At 62.9% G+C, this 15,032-nt stretch carries 17 protein-coding genes; 10 read left to right on the forward strand and 7 right to left on the reverse strand.

The window, feature by feature from the left end; translation table 11 throughout:
- Nucleotides 1-14: 14 nt before the first annotated feature.
- Nucleotides 15-1,055, reverse strand: coding sequence for a Gfo/Idh/MocA family protein (locus tag L610_RS06465; RefSeq protein WP_034329948.1), 1,041 nt, complete (start codon nucleotides 1,053-1,055; stop codon nucleotides 15-17).
- Nucleotides 1,056-1,397: 342 nt separating this feature from the next.
- Between L610_RS06465 and L610_RS06470 the strand changes: the two genes are divergently transcribed.
- From L610_RS06470 to L610_RS06515, 10 genes are all read left to right on the forward strand, one after another.
- On the forward strand, nucleotides 1,398-2,375 hold the full coding sequence (locus L610_RS06470) for a TRAP transporter substrate-binding protein (protein WP_024848157.1): 978 nt from the start codon (nucleotides 1,398-1,400) through the stop codon (nucleotides 2,373-2,375).
- Nucleotides 2,376-2,441: 66 nt separating this feature from the next.
- Complete coding sequence (locus tag L610_RS06475; protein ID WP_024848156.1) at nucleotides 2,442-3,056, forward strand: TRAP transporter small permease; 615 nt, start codon at nucleotides 2,442-2,444, stop codon at nucleotides 3,054-3,056.
- A gap of 3 nt (nucleotides 3,057-3,059) precedes the next feature.
- Nucleotides 3,060-4,340 carry a TRAP transporter large permease gene (locus L610_RS06480; protein ID WP_144703561.1) on the forward strand — a complete coding sequence of 427 codons (1,281 nt, stop codon included), beginning with the start codon at nucleotides 3,060-3,062 and terminating at the stop codon, nucleotides 4,338-4,340.
- Between the two features lie 7 nt (nucleotides 4,341-4,347).
- Nucleotides 4,348-5,133, forward strand: a complete 786-nt coding sequence (locus tag L610_RS06485; RefSeq protein ID WP_144703564.1) for a FadR/GntR family transcriptional regulator — start codon at nucleotides 4,348-4,350, stop codon at nucleotides 5,131-5,133.
- Between the two features lie 20 nt (nucleotides 5,134-5,153).
- Complete coding sequence (gene kduI / locus L610_RS06490; protein WP_144703567.1) at nucleotides 5,154-5,987, forward strand: 5-dehydro-4-deoxy-D-glucuronate isomerase; 834 nt, start codon at nucleotides 5,154-5,156, stop codon at nucleotides 5,985-5,987.
- Complete coding sequence (gene kduD / locus L610_RS06495; protein ID WP_144703571.1) at nucleotides 5,984-6,745, forward strand: 2-dehydro-3-deoxy-D-gluconate 5-dehydrogenase KduD; 762 nt, start codon at nucleotides 5,984-5,986, stop codon at nucleotides 6,743-6,745. The genes kduI and kduD overlap by 4 nt, the downstream gene beginning before the upstream one ends.
- A gap of 2 nt (nucleotides 6,746-6,747) precedes the next feature.
- Entirely contained in the window at nucleotides 6,748-7,095 is a 348-nt protein-coding gene (locus L610_RS06500) for a cupin domain-containing protein (protein ID WP_144703574.1), read from the forward strand.
- 14 nt (nucleotides 7,096-7,109) lie between these two features.
- Nucleotides 7,110-8,621 (forward strand): UxaA family hydrolase, encoded by a 1,512-nt coding sequence (locus tag L610_RS06505; RefSeq protein ID WP_144703577.1) that lies wholly within the window; start codon nucleotides 7,110-7,112, stop codon nucleotides 8,619-8,621.
- A 439-nt stretch (nucleotides 8,622-9,060) separates the two neighbouring features.
- On the forward strand, nucleotides 9,061-9,909 hold the full coding sequence (locus L610_RS06510; protein ID WP_144703580.1) for a type IV toxin-antitoxin system AbiEi family antitoxin domain-containing protein: 849 nt from the start codon (nucleotides 9,061-9,063) through the stop codon (nucleotides 9,907-9,909).
- The gene (locus L610_RS06515; RefSeq protein ID WP_144703583.1) at nucleotides 9,909-10,823 is read left to right on the forward strand and encodes a nucleotidyl transferase AbiEii/AbiGii toxin family protein; all 915 of its coding nucleotides are present in this window, start codon (nucleotides 9,909-9,911) and stop codon (nucleotides 10,821-10,823) included. The genes L610_RS06510 and L610_RS06515 overlap by 1 nt, the downstream gene beginning before the upstream one ends.
- Before the next feature lie 42 nt (nucleotides 10,824-10,865).
- On the opposite strand, the gene arsH is transcribed toward L610_RS06515, so the two are convergent.
- The 6 genes from arsH to L610_RS06545 all read right to left on the reverse strand — a co-directional run bounded on the left by arsH (nucleotide 10,866) and on the right by L610_RS06545 (nucleotide 14,870).
- Nucleotides 10,866-11,579: an arsenical resistance protein ArsH gene (arsH, locus tag L610_RS06520; protein WP_144703587.1), complete on the reverse strand. Its 714-nt coding sequence runs from the start codon at nucleotides 11,577-11,579 to the stop codon at nucleotides 10,866-10,868.
- Nucleotides 11,579-12,634, reverse strand: coding sequence for an ACR3 family arsenite efflux transporter (gene arsB, locus L610_RS06525; protein WP_144703590.1), 1,056 nt, complete (start codon nucleotides 12,632-12,634; stop codon nucleotides 11,579-11,581). The genes arsH and arsB overlap by 1 nt, the downstream gene beginning before the upstream one ends.
- Nucleotides 12,635-12,643: 9 nt before the next feature.
- Nucleotides 12,644-13,069: an arsenate reductase (glutaredoxin) gene (arsC, locus tag L610_RS06530; RefSeq protein ID WP_144703593.1), complete on the reverse strand. Its 426-nt coding sequence runs from the start codon at nucleotides 13,067-13,069 to the stop codon at nucleotides 12,644-12,646.
- An 8-nt stretch (nucleotides 13,070-13,077) separates the two neighbouring features.
- Nucleotides 13,078-13,620 carry an arsenate reductase ArsC gene (locus L610_RS06535; protein WP_144703596.1) on the reverse strand — a complete coding sequence of 181 codons (543 nt, stop codon included), beginning with the start codon at nucleotides 13,618-13,620 and terminating at the stop codon, nucleotides 13,078-13,080.
- On the reverse strand, nucleotides 13,613-13,975 hold the full coding sequence (locus L610_RS06540) for a helix-turn-helix transcriptional regulator (protein ID WP_144703599.1): 363 nt from the start codon (nucleotides 13,973-13,975) through the stop codon (nucleotides 13,613-13,615). Before L610_RS06540 ends, L610_RS06535 begins: the two co-directional genes overlap by 8 nt.
- Before the next feature lie 229 nt (nucleotides 13,976-14,204).
- Nucleotides 14,205-14,870: a hypothetical protein gene (locus L610_RS06545; RefSeq protein ID WP_144703602.1), complete on the reverse strand. Its 666-nt coding sequence runs from the start codon at nucleotides 14,868-14,870 to the stop codon at nucleotides 14,205-14,207.
- Nucleotides 14,871-15,032: the final 162 nt, after the last annotated feature.

The following is a 15,032-nucleotide window of genomic DNA, read 5'->3' on the forward strand; positions in this document are numbered from 1 at the left end:
CCAGCGGAATTCCGTTAGGCCACCTTCTTCGGCACACAGGGCACGAACTGCCCTTCGCGGGCCGAGCGCAACACGGCATCGATCAGCAGATGCGCCTTAAGCGCCTCGACGCCCGACACCTTCGGCGGGCGGCCGGTATCAAGTGCATCGAGGAAGTCCGTGTGCACCGAGCGGTGGTTGTGGTGTGAGAAAGCCATCGGGTCCGCGCCGGTCCCGCCGTCACCTGCCTCGTCGGCAAGCTCGATGGTTCGACCGTCCATCAGGAACACCTGACCGCAATCACCCTCCAGCCGCGCGGTGCCGGTCGTGCCGATGATTTCGATGACATCGGGAAAGCCGGGGAAAGCAGCCGTGGTCGCGCTCAGCGTGCCGATAGCACCGTTCGGATAGCGCAGCATAGCGTGGACAAGGTCTTCCGTCTCCATCCGGTGAACCCCGCTGGTGACCGCCAGGCCCGCCACCTGGTCGGGCAGCCCGGCGAGCGCGATCATCTGGTCGATGGTGTGAATCGCCTGGGTGAGCAGCACTCCGCCACCGTCGCGGGCAAGCGTGCCACGTCCCGGCTCGTCATAGTAGGTCTGCGGGCGCCAGTTGCTCAGCTTCGCCGAGACGGAGGAAATCTCGCCGAGCTCGCCCCGGTCGAGCATCGCCTTCAGCTCGGTGATGCACTTACGGAACCGCCGCTGCAGCACGACGCCGAGGCGAATGCCCGCCTGCTCCGCGATGCCCACCAGCTGGCGCGAGCGCTCGAGCGACACCTCCAGCGGCTTTTCGAGCAGGACGTGCTTGTCCGCATTCACCGCGCGCTGGACGAGTTCGAGATGCGTGTTGGGAGGGGTCAGCAGCACGAGATAGTCGACCGACGGATCGTCGAACAGTCCGTCGGCTCTGTCCACGACCGGCAGGCCGAAGCGCTGGCCAAACGCCGCCCGGCGCTCGACGCTCGGACTGTAGACGCCGGCAACCTCAACGCGATCCTTAAGGTCAGCAAGGCTCAGCGCATGCGGCGCTGCCGCCATTCCCAGACCGATCACACCCACTCGCTTCACTGCAATTCCCCTCGTCTTCCGGAACACCTGCGCTTCGCCGCGAACAGAACTCCCCGCGCGGCGCAAGATCTTCAAGTACAGGGTTTAAGACTAATTCATCATACAACTATGTGAAACATGTATGTTGACATGTTTTTTGTGGAGTCATACCAATTTCCCTGCAGAAGGAGGAACTGCCCGAGCCGAGCTCGTCTCAAGAATATCCATGACGGAAATGGCACAGGAACCAGCGGCTGCGAGCCCTGACCTGTGAGCGACTTTCGTCACCCCAACGAGATCTTCGCCGGGCATTGCTGCGGAAATCTGAGCAAGCACCGAGCCGATGGCTCAACCACTGGGAGGATACCAATGTTGCATGTGAGCAAACTGCTGGCAGGAGTGGCGATCGCCTCACTCATCTCGCTCGGCACGGCTGCCGCGCAGACCGTGCTGAAGTCCTCGGACACCCATCCGGACGGCTACCCGACCGTTGAAGGCGTGAAGTATTTCGGCCAGCTGGTGAAGGAGCGCACCGACGGCCGCTATGAGGTCGAGGTCTACCATTCGGCGCAGCTCGGCGAGGAAAAGGACACGATCGAGCAGGTCCGCTCCGGCGTGATCGAGCTGAACCGCGTGTCGATGGCCCCGTTCAACGGCACAGTGAAGGAATCGATCGTCCCGGCGCTGCCGTACATCTTCCGCAGCGAAGAGCACATGCACAAGGTCATGGACGGCCCGATCGGCGACCAGATCAAGGCCGCGTTCGAGCCGGCCGGCCTCGTCGTGCTCGCCTTCTACGACGCGGGTTCGCGCTCGTTCTACAACTCCAAGCGGCCGATCAAGACGGTCGAGGACATGAAGGGCCTCAAGTTCCGCGTCATCCAGTCGGACATCTTCGTCGACATGACCGCCGCGCTCGGCGCAAACGCGACGCCGATGCCTTATGGCGAGGTCTACTCGTCGATCGAGACCGGCGTCATCGACGGCGCGGAAAACAACTTCCCAAGCTACGACACCGCGAAGCACTTCGAGGTCGCGAAATACTACTCGCTCGACGAGCACACGATCCTTCCGGAAGTGTTCGTGATGAACAAGGACGCCTGGGACAAGCTCACGCCTGAGGATCAGGAGATCTTCAAGCAGGCCGCCAAGGAGAGCGTCGCCAAGCAGCGCGAGCTGTGGTCGGCCAAGAGCGCGGAGTCGCGCGCGATCGTGGAAAAGGCGGGCGTGGAGATCAACGAGGTCGACAAGCAGGGCTTCATCGACGCGATGAAGCCGGTCTACGACAAGCACATCACCGACGAGGTCCTGAAGAAGCTCGTCGCCGACGTGCAGGCCGTTCAGTAGCAGCCGCGTCTCGCCGGCTGCGCACCGAGCGCGCCGGCGAGACCCCACCATCCGTGTGGAGATCCGATGCGCATTGAACAGAATACGGCCGCACCGCTGCTGACGAAGGTAAACACGCTGGCGCTCTACCTCGCCGGCTTCGGCCTCGTCGTAATGACCGGCATGGTCGCCTGGCAGGTGTTTTGCCGCTACGTCCTCAACGACTCTCCAAGCTGGACCGAGCCCGGCGCGGTGATGCTGATGAGCTGGTTCATCTTCCTCGGCGCCGCGGTCGGCGTCCGGGAGAACAACCATCTCGGCTTCGACGTCCTGCTCTACATGCTGCCGCCGTCCGCCAAGAAATGGCTGCGGATGATCTCGGACCTCGTGATCTTCGCCTTCGGCATCGGCATGGTCTGGTACGGCATCGGCCTCGTGCGGCTCACAGCAAACACCACCATGCCCGCGCTCGGCATCTCGGGCGGCTGGGACTACGCTCCGCTCGTTGTCGGCGGCGTCCTTGTCATCCTGTTTGCGCTGGAGCGCATCGTCCTTCGCGTGCGCGGCCGGCCAGTCGATGAGGTGCTGGACGACATCGCCCCCTCCGAAGTCGCGGTAGAACTCGAAAACATCGATGACGTGCGCGGCGACGCAGCCGGCCTGGCGCCTGACGGCGGCCTGGCAACGGCAAGGAGGGACTGATCCATGGAACTCTGGATCCTCTTCGGCACCTTCGTCCTGCTGATGCTCGTGGGCACCCCCATCGCGTTCTGTCTCGGCGTCGCGAGCTTTGCCACCGTTGCTTATCTCGGCCTCAACCCCGTCGTCGTCTTCCAGCGCATGAATTCGGGCATGAGCGTCTTCTCGATGCTCGCCATCCCCTTCTTCATCTACTCAGGCGACCTGATGGTGCGCGGCGGCATTGCCGGACGCATCGTCGCCTTCGCGGCGGCACTCGTCGGCCACCTGCGCGGCGGTCTCGGCCAGGTCAACATCGTGACCTCCACCCTGTTCGGCGGCATTTCGGGCTCGGCAGTGGCGGAGGCCGCGGCCGTCGGCGGCCTGATGATCCCGCAAATGAAGGCGCGCGGCTACGGCGCCGACTATGCGGTGAACGTGACCTCGATGGCGGCGCTGATCGCGCTGCTGCTGCCGCCCTCGCACAACATGATCATCTATTCGATCTCGGCGGGCGGAAAGATCTCGATAGCAGACCTCTTCACCGCCGGCATCATTCCCGGCCTGCTGTTCGCGGCAGCCCTGATGATCACGGCCTATATCGTCGCCCGCAAGCGCGGCTATCCGACCGAAAAGTTCCCCGGTTTCACGGTCGCGCTGCAGTTGCTTGCGGTCGCGCTGCCGGGCCTGCTGCTCATCGCCATCATCTTCGGCGGCGTGCGCTCCGGCATCTTCACCGCCACGGAAAGCTCCTGCATAGCCGTCATCTACGCGCTGCTGGTCACGATCTTCGTCTACCGCCAGCTGTCCTGGAACGACTTCGTCCACGCCACCATGGGCGCGGTGCGAACGACGGCGATGGTGCTGCTGATCATCGGCTGCGCGGCCTCGTTTTCCTGGCTGATGGCGTTCCTGCGCGTAGCGGCAACGCTGGTTGGCTGGATGCAGACGCTCTCCGACAACCCGATCATGATCCTGCTGCTCCTCAACGTGATCATGCTGATCCTCGGCACATTCATGGACATGGGGCCGACCATCATCATCACCACGCCGATCTTCCTGCCGATCGCCACCGCCTACGGCATCGACCCGGTCCACTTCGGCGTCATCATGATCCTGAACTACGGCATCGGGCTCAACACGCCGCCGGTGGGAGGCGTGCAGTTCGTCGCCTGCGCGGTCGGCAAGATATCCGTCTGGGAAGCGATGCGGTCCATCTGGCCCTTCTACGGCGCAGGACTCGCGGTACTCCTGCTTGTGACATATATCCCCGCGCTGTCGCTCTGGCTGCCGGGCGTGTTCAAGTAAGGAAAGCATGATGGCCGAGGATGTCCGCGAACTGACGGGAAGACGCAAACCGAAGCTTTCGGAGAACGTTGCCCAGACCCTGCGCGAACAGATCCTCGGCGGTGACTTTCGCGTCGGCGAAAGGCTGCCGTCGGAAACGCGGATGACCCAGATCTTCGGCGTCAGCCGCACCGTCATCCGTGAAGCGGTGGCGGCCCTTGCCGCCGACGGGCTGGTCGAGCCGCGCCACGGCTCGGGCGTCTTCGTGCGCGATCAACCGACCCGCAAGATCGAGGCGATGGCGGCCGATGCCGGCTACAAGATCAGCCAGGCCATCAACGTCCTCGAAGTGCGCATGGGCATCGAGATCGAGAGCGCGGGGCTCGCCGCCCAGCGGCGCAACCCCTCCCAGGAAGCCCGCATCCAGGAAGCCTTCTTCGAGTTCGAGCGCCTCCTGCAGGCCGGCCAGCCGACCGGCAAGGCGGACTTTGCCTTCCACCGCGAGATCGCCGCGGCCACCAACAACCCGTTCTATGTCGAGATCCTCGACGCGCTCGGCGACCGCACCATTCCCTGCGACCGTAACTCGCCCTGGTATTCGGTCGAGGTGCTTTCCTACGAGTATCTGACCGGCCTGCAGATGGAGCACCTTCGCATCCTGCAAGCGATCTCAGCCGGCGACTCCGAGGCGGCACGCGCGGCGATGCGCGCGCATCTTCTCGCCGCACGCGACCGTTACCGGGCCCGGCTCAGCGGCCAGCAGGAAAATTACGCCCCGGCTCCCCCACCCGCTGCCCGCATCCGCAGCTTCTGAGTGACAATCGAAAGAGAGACATGCCGACAGAATTCAGCTCCCGATTCGCCATCGATCCTGTTGCGGCTGSCGCAAWGGGCACGGAAGACCTGCGCCGAAAWTTTCACATCGGCAACCTGTTCGTGCAGGACACGGTCAAGCTCGTCTACACCCACTATGACCGCATGATCGTCGGCGGGGCGATGCCGGGCAGTGCCCCTCTCCCGCTTGAGACGATCAAGCCCTGCGGCACCGCGAGCTTCCTCGAGCGGCGCGAGCTGGTCGCGGTCAATATCGGCGGCAGCGGCACGGTGACGGTGAGCGGCGAAGCACACAAGCTCGGCGCGCGGGACATGATCTATGTCGGGCGCGGGCAGGAGGTTTCTTTCGCCTCCGACGATCCGACGATGCCCGCCAAGTTCTATCTTCTGTCGGCGCCGGCGCATCATTCTTATCCCACGCGCCGCATCACCATCGACAGCGCCAAGCGCCTCGATCTCGGCTCGCAGGAAACCTCGAACGAGCGCTCAATCTTCCAGTTCACGACCACGATCGAAACCTGTCAGCTGGTCGTCGGCATGACGCAACTTGCGAAGGGCTCGGTCTGGAACACGATGCCCGCGCACGTCCACGACCGGCGCATGGAGGCCTATCTCTACTTCGACCTCGACGAGGCGGCGCGCGTGTTCCACTTCATGGGCGAGCCCACCGAGACCCGCCACATCATCATGGCCAACGAGGAGGCCGTGCTGTCGCCGGCCTGGTCGATTCATTCGGGCTGCGGCACGTCCAACTACGCCTTCATCTGGGCGATGGCGGGCGACAATGTCGACTACACTGACGTCGACCCGGTGGCGCTGGGGGACATGCGATGACCGACCTTTCCGCCTTCAGCCTGGAGGGCAAGCGCATCGCCGTGACCGGCGCCAACACCGGCATCGGTCAGGGAATCGCCGTCGCGATCGCTCGCGCGGGCGGCGCCGTCGTCGGCATCGGCCGCTCGTCGATGGACGAGACGCAGCGGCTGGTTGAGGCGCAGGGCGTTGCCTTCGAGGCCGAGAAGGTCGACATCAGCGACACGAAGGCAGCGGTGAAGCTGCTGCAGGAGATCATGGCGAAGAGGCCGCTCGACGGCCTCGTCAACAATGCTGGGATCATCCGCCGCGCCGACGCGATCAACTTCACCGAAGAAGACTGGGACGAGGTGATGAACGTCAACCTCAAGTCGCTGTTCTTCCTGAGCCAGGCCTACGGCAAGGCCTGCATCGAGGCAGGCCGTCGGGGGCGCATGGTCAACATCGCTTCGCTGCTTTCCTTCCAGGGCGGCATTCGCGTGCCGTCCTACACGGCCTCCAAGCACGGCGTGCTCGGCCTCACGCGGCTGCTTGCCAACGAATGGGCAGCGAAGGGTGTCAACGTGAACGCGATCGCGCCCGGCTACATCGAAACCAACAACACCGAGGCGCTGCGCAACGACCCCGCCCGTTCGAAGGCAATCCTCGAGCGAATCCCGGCGGGCCGTTGGGGCGTGCCGGACGACATCGGCGATGCCGCCGTGTTCCTGCTGGCACCCGCATCCAACTACATGCACGGCGCGGTGATCCCGGTCGATGGCGGCTGGCTGGCGAGGTGACGATGACGAAAAGCACCGACATCTTCGTGCGGGCCGCTGACGGCGTCTGGGAAGACACGCCCGACGGCAACCGGCGGCGGATCGTCTGCCACACAGACGAGCTGATGATGGTCGAGTTCGCCTTCGAACAGGGCGGCGTCGGCTGGATGCATTCGCACCCGCACGTGCAGTCGAGCTACGTCGTCGAAGGCACCTTCGAGGTGACGATCGACGGGCGCACCGAAACGCTCAAAGCCAGGGACAGCTACATCGTCCCATCCGGCCTCGAGCATGGCGTGAAGGCGCTGACGAAAGGCCGGCTGATCGACAATTTCACGCCGCACCGCGCCGACTTTCTGAAAACCTCCTGACCCGGAAAGGCGCCATGCCCCGCTCGATGAAACTGCACGCCAGTGACAATGTCGCCGTTCTGATCGAGGCGTGCGCGGCCGGCGACGAGGTGCAGGGCATCACCGCCACGCAGCGCATCCCGCGCGGGCACAAGATGGCGCTTGCCGCCGTCCCCGAGGGCGAAGAGATCGTGAAGTACGGCCAGATCATCGGCTTTGCCTCGCGGCCGATCGCGCCGGGCGAATGGGTGCACGAGCACAATGTCGGCCTGCATGACTTCACGCGCGACTATCAGTTCAGCGAGGGTCGCCGGCTGACCAACCGCGCGCCAGCCTCGGAGCTCAGGACCTTTCGCGGCTACCGTCGCCCGAACGGCAAATGGGGCACGCGCAACTACATTGCCGTTCTGACTTCGGTGAACTGCTCGGCCACCGCTGCGCGCCACATTGCCGGCGAGGTCGAGCGCAGCGGCGTGCTGAAAAACTATCCCAACATCGACGGGATCATTTCGCTGGTGCACGGCACCGGCTGCGCCATCGACCACCAGGGCCAGGACTACGAACTCTTGAAACGCACGCAGTGGGGCTACGCCACCAACCCCAATGTCGGCGGCGTGCTGATGGTCGGCCTCGGCTGCGAGGGGTTCCAGATCCCGCGCTGGAAGGAGGCCTACGGCATCGAGGAAAGCACCACCTTCCGCACCCTCGTCATCCAGGAATCGGGCGGCACGCGCAAGACGGTCGAAAAGGGCGTGCAGGCGATCATCGACATGCTGCCTGCCGTCAACGACGTAAAGCGCGAAGACGCACCGGCTTCCGAACTAATGCTCGCGCTCCAGTGCGGCGGCTCAGACGGATACTCGGGCATCACCGCCAACCCGGCTCTTGGCGTTGCCGTCGACCTGCTGGTGGCGCAGGGCGGCACGGCTATCCTGTCGGAAACGCCGGAGATCTACGGCGCAGAACACCTTTTGACGCGGCGCGCGGAAACGCCCGAGATCGGCCAAAAACTCGTCGAGCGCATCCGCTGGTGGGAAGGCTACACGGCCCGCAACAACATGCGCATGGACAACAACCCCTCCCCCGGCAACAAGGCCGGCGGACTGACGACGATCCTCGAAAAGTCGCTCGGCGCGGCCGCCAAGGGCGGCTCGACCAATCTGATGGGCGTGTTCGAATATGCGGAAGCCGTCACGCAGCGCGGGCTCGTCTTCATGGACACGCCCGGCTACGACCCGGTCTCGGCGACCGGACAGGTCGCTGGCGGCGCCAACATCCTCTGCTTCACCACAGGTCGCGGCTCTGCCTTCGGCTGCAAGCCGACGCCGTCGATCAAGCTCTCGACCAACAATTTCCTCTACGAGCAGATGCGCGACGACATCGACATCAACTGCGGCGACATCCTCGATGGCGTCAGCCACGAGGAAAAAGGCCGTCAGATTTTCGAGGAGATCATTCGCGTCGCGTCGGGCGCAAGAACCCGGTCGGAAGAGCTGGGCTACGGCGACAGCGAGTTCGTGCCCTGGCAGGTCGGCGCGACGATGTGAGCAGCGCCGGGTCGGCAGCCGCATCTGTTCGCCGCGGCTGCCAGAATACCGTTCAGAGAATCTCGATGACCAGGGTTACTCCCACTCAATCGTCCAAAGTCGCCTTAAGTTATTGATATCACATCTAATTATGGCTGTCGGACACACGAAAACCGACTACTGGCTAGTCAAAATGTTACGCTTTTGATTTTAAAGGGAAAAAGGTCGGAAAAAAATTTGGGGGTTTCAAGGACAATCGGCGTCAATCGCCCCGTTCGACCCTGTGAATGCCGTCCCACAGAAGAACCTTTCTGTATCAGAAAATACCGCTGGCGGCAATGAGTGGCCTGCCCCGGAGAAGATGTCAGTTTCCGTTTATCCAGATTTACTAACTCTGGGGAAGCAAAACAAGGTCGCTTCAAACTGGCGTACGGTTTGACGACATGCTAAAACGCTCACTATGAGTGAGCAAATAACAGGGAAGCTAAAGCAGCTGGAGCACCTCCTGCCAGAGGGATTGCTCGTCGATGCCGCGTGGCTTTCCGCTCAAGGCTACTCGACCTCGCTGCGCACCAAATATGTCGCGTCGGGCTGGCTCAAGCAGCCGGCTCGCCGGGTCTATCAGCGCCCTCGCGGGCAGCTTGGCTGGCAGCAGGTGGTCGTCTCGTTGCAGACGCTTCTCGGCTATCGTCTCACCGTTGGCGGCCGGACAGCCCTCGAGGTGCAAGGCTATGCCCATTATCTCTCTAAAGAGCGTTCCGAGATCCACCTTCACGGTCCGGCAAGGCCGCCGAGCTGGCTTACCACGCTGCCGCTCAAGGAACGGTTCGTGTATCACAATAGCACGCCTCTTTTCGGGGCCGACCTGGAGAATGTCAGCTTCCCTTCTCTCGTTCCGGATCGTGCTCCTGATAAGCAAGGTGAGCGATCTTTTCAGAATGCCGGCTTGCGCGCTCTGGCCTGGGGCCAATGGGATTGGCCGTTGACGGTATCGACGCCCGAACGGGCGGTACTCGAACTTCTCGATGAGCTGCCGCAGCATGAGAGCTTTGATCAGGTCGACGTGCTGATGGAAAGCCTGAGCGATCTTGCGCCGAGGCGGCTCCAGAACCTGCTTGTCCGCTGCCGCAGTGTGAAGGTGAAGCGCCTGTTCTTCTTCTTTGCCGATCGGCATCGCCATGCATGGCTCAAGCATGTCGACCGGGCCGCGATCGATCTGGGATCGGGCAAGCGCATGCTGGTCAAGGACGGCAGGTACGACCCTACCTACGAGATCACCGTCCCCAAGGAACTAGCCGAGGCGCATTAATGGCTTTTGCGGACACTTACCGAAATCAGGTCGCGCTGCTGATCCGCACGCTGCCATCGGTCGCAGCCGAAGACTGTTTTGCGATGAAGGGAGGCACCGCGATCAATCTCTTCGTGCGCGACCTGCCGCGGCTTTCGGTCGATATCGACCTCACCTATCTGCCGGTGCAGGACCGCGCCACTTCGCTTGCCACAATCGATGCAGCGATGGTGCGCATCGCCGAACGCATCACCAAGACGCTTGGCGGCGCCCGCGTCGCCCCGTCTCGCTCGCGCGAGAATGTCATCACCAAACTCGTAGTTCGCGGCGATGGCGTGCAAATCAAGATCGAGGTGACGCCGGTTCTGCGCGGCTGCGTGTTCGAACCAGCCATGCGATCGGTCTCAACCAGCGTCGAAGACGAGTTCGGCTTTGCCGAAATGCGGATCGTCTCATTCCCTGATCTTTATGCGGGCAAGATTGTCGCTGCGCTCGACCGGCAGCATCCGCGCGATCTTTTCGACGTGCGTGATCTGCTGGCGAATGAAGGCATTGACGAGGCGCTGCGTCGGGCCTTTCTCATCTACCTGATCAGCCACGACCGCCCCATGGCCGAAGTTCTGGCGGTGCGGCGCAAAGATATTGCGGCGGAATTCGACCGCGGGTTCGTCGGCATGACGCGACAACCGGTGGAACTGGAGGCCCTGCTTAAAGCGCGCGAAGCGCTGATTGAGGAGATCGTCGGCGCCATGCCCGAGGCGCATCGCCAGTTCCTGTTGGCGTTTGAGCGGGGCGAACCCGACTGGGCGGCTCTCGGCCTGGAGAGAGCCGCCGATCTGCCAGCAGTGCGATGGCGGCAACACAATCTCGATGGCCTGCAAGCCGAAAAGCGCCAGGCACTGGTACGGCAACTTGAAGAGGTTCTGGCCACATAGGCTCGTAGAAGGTCGGAGCCGTCATGGCCGTCGGCGAGCAAATCAGGTGGCGGCCGAAAGGTTCACCCGCTCCATCAGGGCTTCGGCGCTTTCCTTGCGCTGCGAATAGCGATCGGTGAGATAGGCCGAGACATCCCGCGTGAGCAGCGTGAACTTGACCAGCTCCTCCATCACGTCGACCACGCGATCATAGTAGGAGGACGGTTTCATGCGGCCGGACTCATCGAATTGCTGGAACGCCTTGGCGACGGATGACTGGTTGGGGATCGTCACCATGCGCATCCATCGACCGAGCACCCGCATCTGATTGACGGCGTTGAAGCTCTGGGAGCCGCCCGATACTTGCATGACGGCCAGTGTTCGGCCCTGCGTCGGCCGGACGGCCCCGACCGAGAGGGGAATCCAGTCGATCTGCGCCTTCATCACCGCGCTCATCGCGCCGTGCCGCTCCGGACTCGTCCAGACCTGACCCTCCGACCAGAGCGACAGCTCGCGCAGCTCCTGCACTTTCGGGTGACCGACCTCGGCTCCATCCGGCAATGGCAGGCCTGTCGGGTCGAAAATGCGTGTTTCGGCGCCGAAGGCATTCAGCAGTCGTTCGGCCTCCTGCGTCAGAAACCGGCTATAGGAGCGCTCGCGCAGCGAGCCGTAAAGCAGCAGGATGCGCGGCCCATGCGCCGAAGGCGCTGCCCGCAGCCGGTCAATGTCGGGAACATCGATGCAAGCGGGATCGATATTGGGCAGAGCGTTAAGCATTAGCGGTTCGCCTCCGCGACAGCCACGGTCTTGCTGCCCCGCTCATACCAGCCTTTCGAGCGGTTCACGATCCACACGACCGAGAGCATGACCGGCACTTCGATGAGAACGCCGACGACGGTGGCGAGCGCTGCGCCGGAATGGAAGCCGAACAGGCTGATGGCAGCGGCGACGGCGAGTTCGAAGAAGTTGGACGCACCGATTAGGGCGGAGGGACCGGCGACGCAATGCTGCTCGCCCGTGACCCGATTCAGCAGATAGGCAAGTCCGGAATTGAAATAGACCTGGATCAGGATTGGCACCGCGAGCAGCGCGATGACCATCGGCTGGGCGATGATCTGTTCGCCCTGAAACCCGAACAACAGCACCAGCGTCACCAGCAGCGCCGTCAGCGAGACCGGGCTTAGCCTGGCGAGCAGCCGGTCGAGCGTGGCTTGTCCGCCTGTCGCCAGCACGCCGCGGCGCACGATCTGGGCGATGATCACCGGGATCACGATATAAAGCACAACCGATAGGACGAGCGTGCCCCATGGCACGGTGATCGCCGACAGGCCGAGTAGCAGGCCAACGATCGGCGCGAAGGCCACCACCATGATCGCGTCGTTGAGCGCGACCTGGGAGAGCGTGAAATGCGGCTCACCCTTGGTCAGGTGCGACCAGACGAACACCATCGCCGTGCACGGGGCGGCGGCAAGAATGATCAGGCCGGCGATATAGCTATCGATCTGGCCCGCCGGCAGATAGGGCCGGAAGAGCCAGCCGATGAACAGCCAGGCCAGCAACGCCATCGAGAAGGGCTTGATCGCCCAGTTGATGAACAGCGTCACGCCAATGCCCCGCCAGTGCCGGCCAACTTCGCCCAGCGCGGCGAAGTCGATCTTCAGCAGCATCGGTATGACCATCAGCCAGATCAGCCCCGCCACCGGCAGATTGACGTTGGCGATTTCGGCGGCGCCGMTCGCCTGGMACACGACCGGCACAAAATGACCGAGTGCAATGCCAAGGACGATGCAAAGCGCGACCCACAGGGTCAGGTAGCGTTCGAATGTGGACATGGATTTCCCTTATGCGCTCGCCACGCGGCGACCGTGCTCGTCAATGACGCGTTCGCCATCTTCCTTGATGAATTCGCCTTGCTGCGGCGGCAGCAGGTCGAGCACCTCTTCCGAGGGCCGGCAGAGTTTCACGCCCTTGGGTGTGACGACGATCGGCCGGTTGATGAGGATCGGATGCGCCATCATGGCATCGAGAAGCTGGTCGTCGGCCACCACCGGATCGCAAAGACCGAGCTCCCCATAAGGCGTTCCCTTTTCGCGCAGCAGCGCGCGCACGGATATGCCCATGCGCTGGATGAGCTGGGTAAGCATCGCCTTTGAGGGCGGGGTCTTTAGATATTCGATAACATGGGGTTCGATACCGGCATTGCGGATCATCGCCAGCGTGTTGCGCGAGGTGCCGCAGTCGGGGTTGTGATAGATGATGACGTCCATGGCTGACCTCACGCGGCGCTGTTGCGGGGCGAGGACGCCCCATCCGATTGCCCGATCTCCGCGAGCTTGGCGCGCAGTGATGCCTTGTCGAGGCTTGCGACGGGCAGCGCGATAAAGATGGAGATGCGGTTCTTGAGGTAGCGAACGGCCGCAACGAAAGCGGCTTCCTGTTCGATCTCGGGGCCTTCCACCGCGGCGGGATCTTCGATGCCCCAATGTGCGGTCATCGGTTGGCCCGGCCAGACCGGACAGGCTTCACCGGCCGCGCTGTCGCAGACCGTGAACACGAAATCCATGGCCGGCGCATCAGCCGTAGCGAATTCTTCCCAGCTCTTTGAGCGCAGGCCATCAGCGGGATAGTCAAAGCTTTTCAGGATCTTCAACGCGACGGGATGGACGTTCCCCTTGGGCTGACTGCCGGCAGAAAAGGCGCGAAATCGGCCCGCGCCATCCTTGTTCAGGATGCTTTCGGCCAGGATCGAGCGCGCCGAATTGCCGGTGCACAGAAACAGGACATTGAAAATGCGATCGGGTTGGCGTGCATCAGGCATGGGCTGTGCCTTTCGTCGGTTCGCAACAGGATGACAAAGCGGCCATCGCCGGGTTGCACACTTCCGGGTGCCCCTGGCAGCAGTCGCGCATGAGGAATTCGATGAGGCCCGAGAGCGCCCCGAGAGCAGCGGTGTATATGATGGAGCGTCCAGCACGCCGGGATTCGACAAGCCCGGCCTGTTCGAGATGGCTCAGGTGAAAGGACATGCGCGAGGAGGACGCGCCGTCCACTGCTTCGCCGATGGCGCCTGCGGCCATTCCCTCGGGCCCGGCCGTCACAAGAAGCCGAACGATGCGTAGCCTTGTCTCCTGCGAAAGCGCGGCGAAGGCCGTGAGGGCGTGCTTCTCATCCATGTTCATCTCAATGGTTCAAGAATCATTGAGATGATGGATATAGGCAAAATTCCCAGCGCACCAGTCCCTGTGCGCACCACGTGACGGCACGGTGTTCAGCGGGTGCAACCAGTTCCCCGATTGCAGGCATAGTGAAGGAGCCGAGATGCCTTCGAGCACGCGCAAGCGATGACGCGCATAAGGTCGGGTCAGCGGCTGGAACGAAGGGCAATTCGCCCCAATGACAGCCTCATCCGCCGCGCAGACGCTCCTCGGTTTCCGAAGCAGCGCTTGTTCGTCGATATCGCCCCTTCCGCCGCGATCCGACATAGCAGATGAGGTTCGCCATTTTCAGCGCGGCGATGTCGCGGCGCGCGGTTTTGAGGCTGACTTGCCACAAGGCCATGATCTCGCTGGCGCCGCAGCGATCGCCTTCGGCGAGTCTGGCCAGAAACCAGTATTGGCGCTCATTGAGTTCAGCCCGATCAGGGTCATTCATAGGGTCGCGATTAGAGTCATCTTTAGGGTCATTTAGCCGGTGATCGGCAGGTCTCCTGCCCCCGGCAAACTCGCCGACGACATAGGCGCCCCTGGCCGCCGCCAGCGCATAGCGATCGACTGGCCCTGACAGTTTGGCGGCCACCGGTCCCTCGATGATCCCGAGGACGAAAGCGCGAATGACTGGTGAGGACACCACGAGACGCAAGAAAAACACCGTATCGGGACCGTGTTGGCCCGAGAGCCAGTGTTTGACGGTGCGCTCGCTGGCATGGGTCTGGCGCATGATCTGCTTGATCGCACGGTGGCTGTCGCCGTGCTCCTTGCTCAGCAGTTCGGCCATGGTTTGCGCATAGATCTGGCGCGTGGCCAGGACACCTTTCCATGGCGGTAATTTCCTGCCCTTTTTCTGCAACATCTTCCGGTCTCTCCGCAGTTAAACTGGTCGAGGTGCGGAAGCGGTGGCGAGGCCACGTGCTGAGGCGGTCGGTTGCCCGGACCGCCTCAGGTAAAGCAGGAAAGGGCAAAGTTTGCCGAGATGGGATCTTAACGACGACGACCGATCCGAGCCGGCACCTCT

Source organism: Aminobacter sp. J44 (assembly GCF_007829415.1).
Classification (GTDB): domain Bacteria; phylum Pseudomonadota; class Alphaproteobacteria; order Rhizobiales; family Rhizobiaceae; genus Aerobium.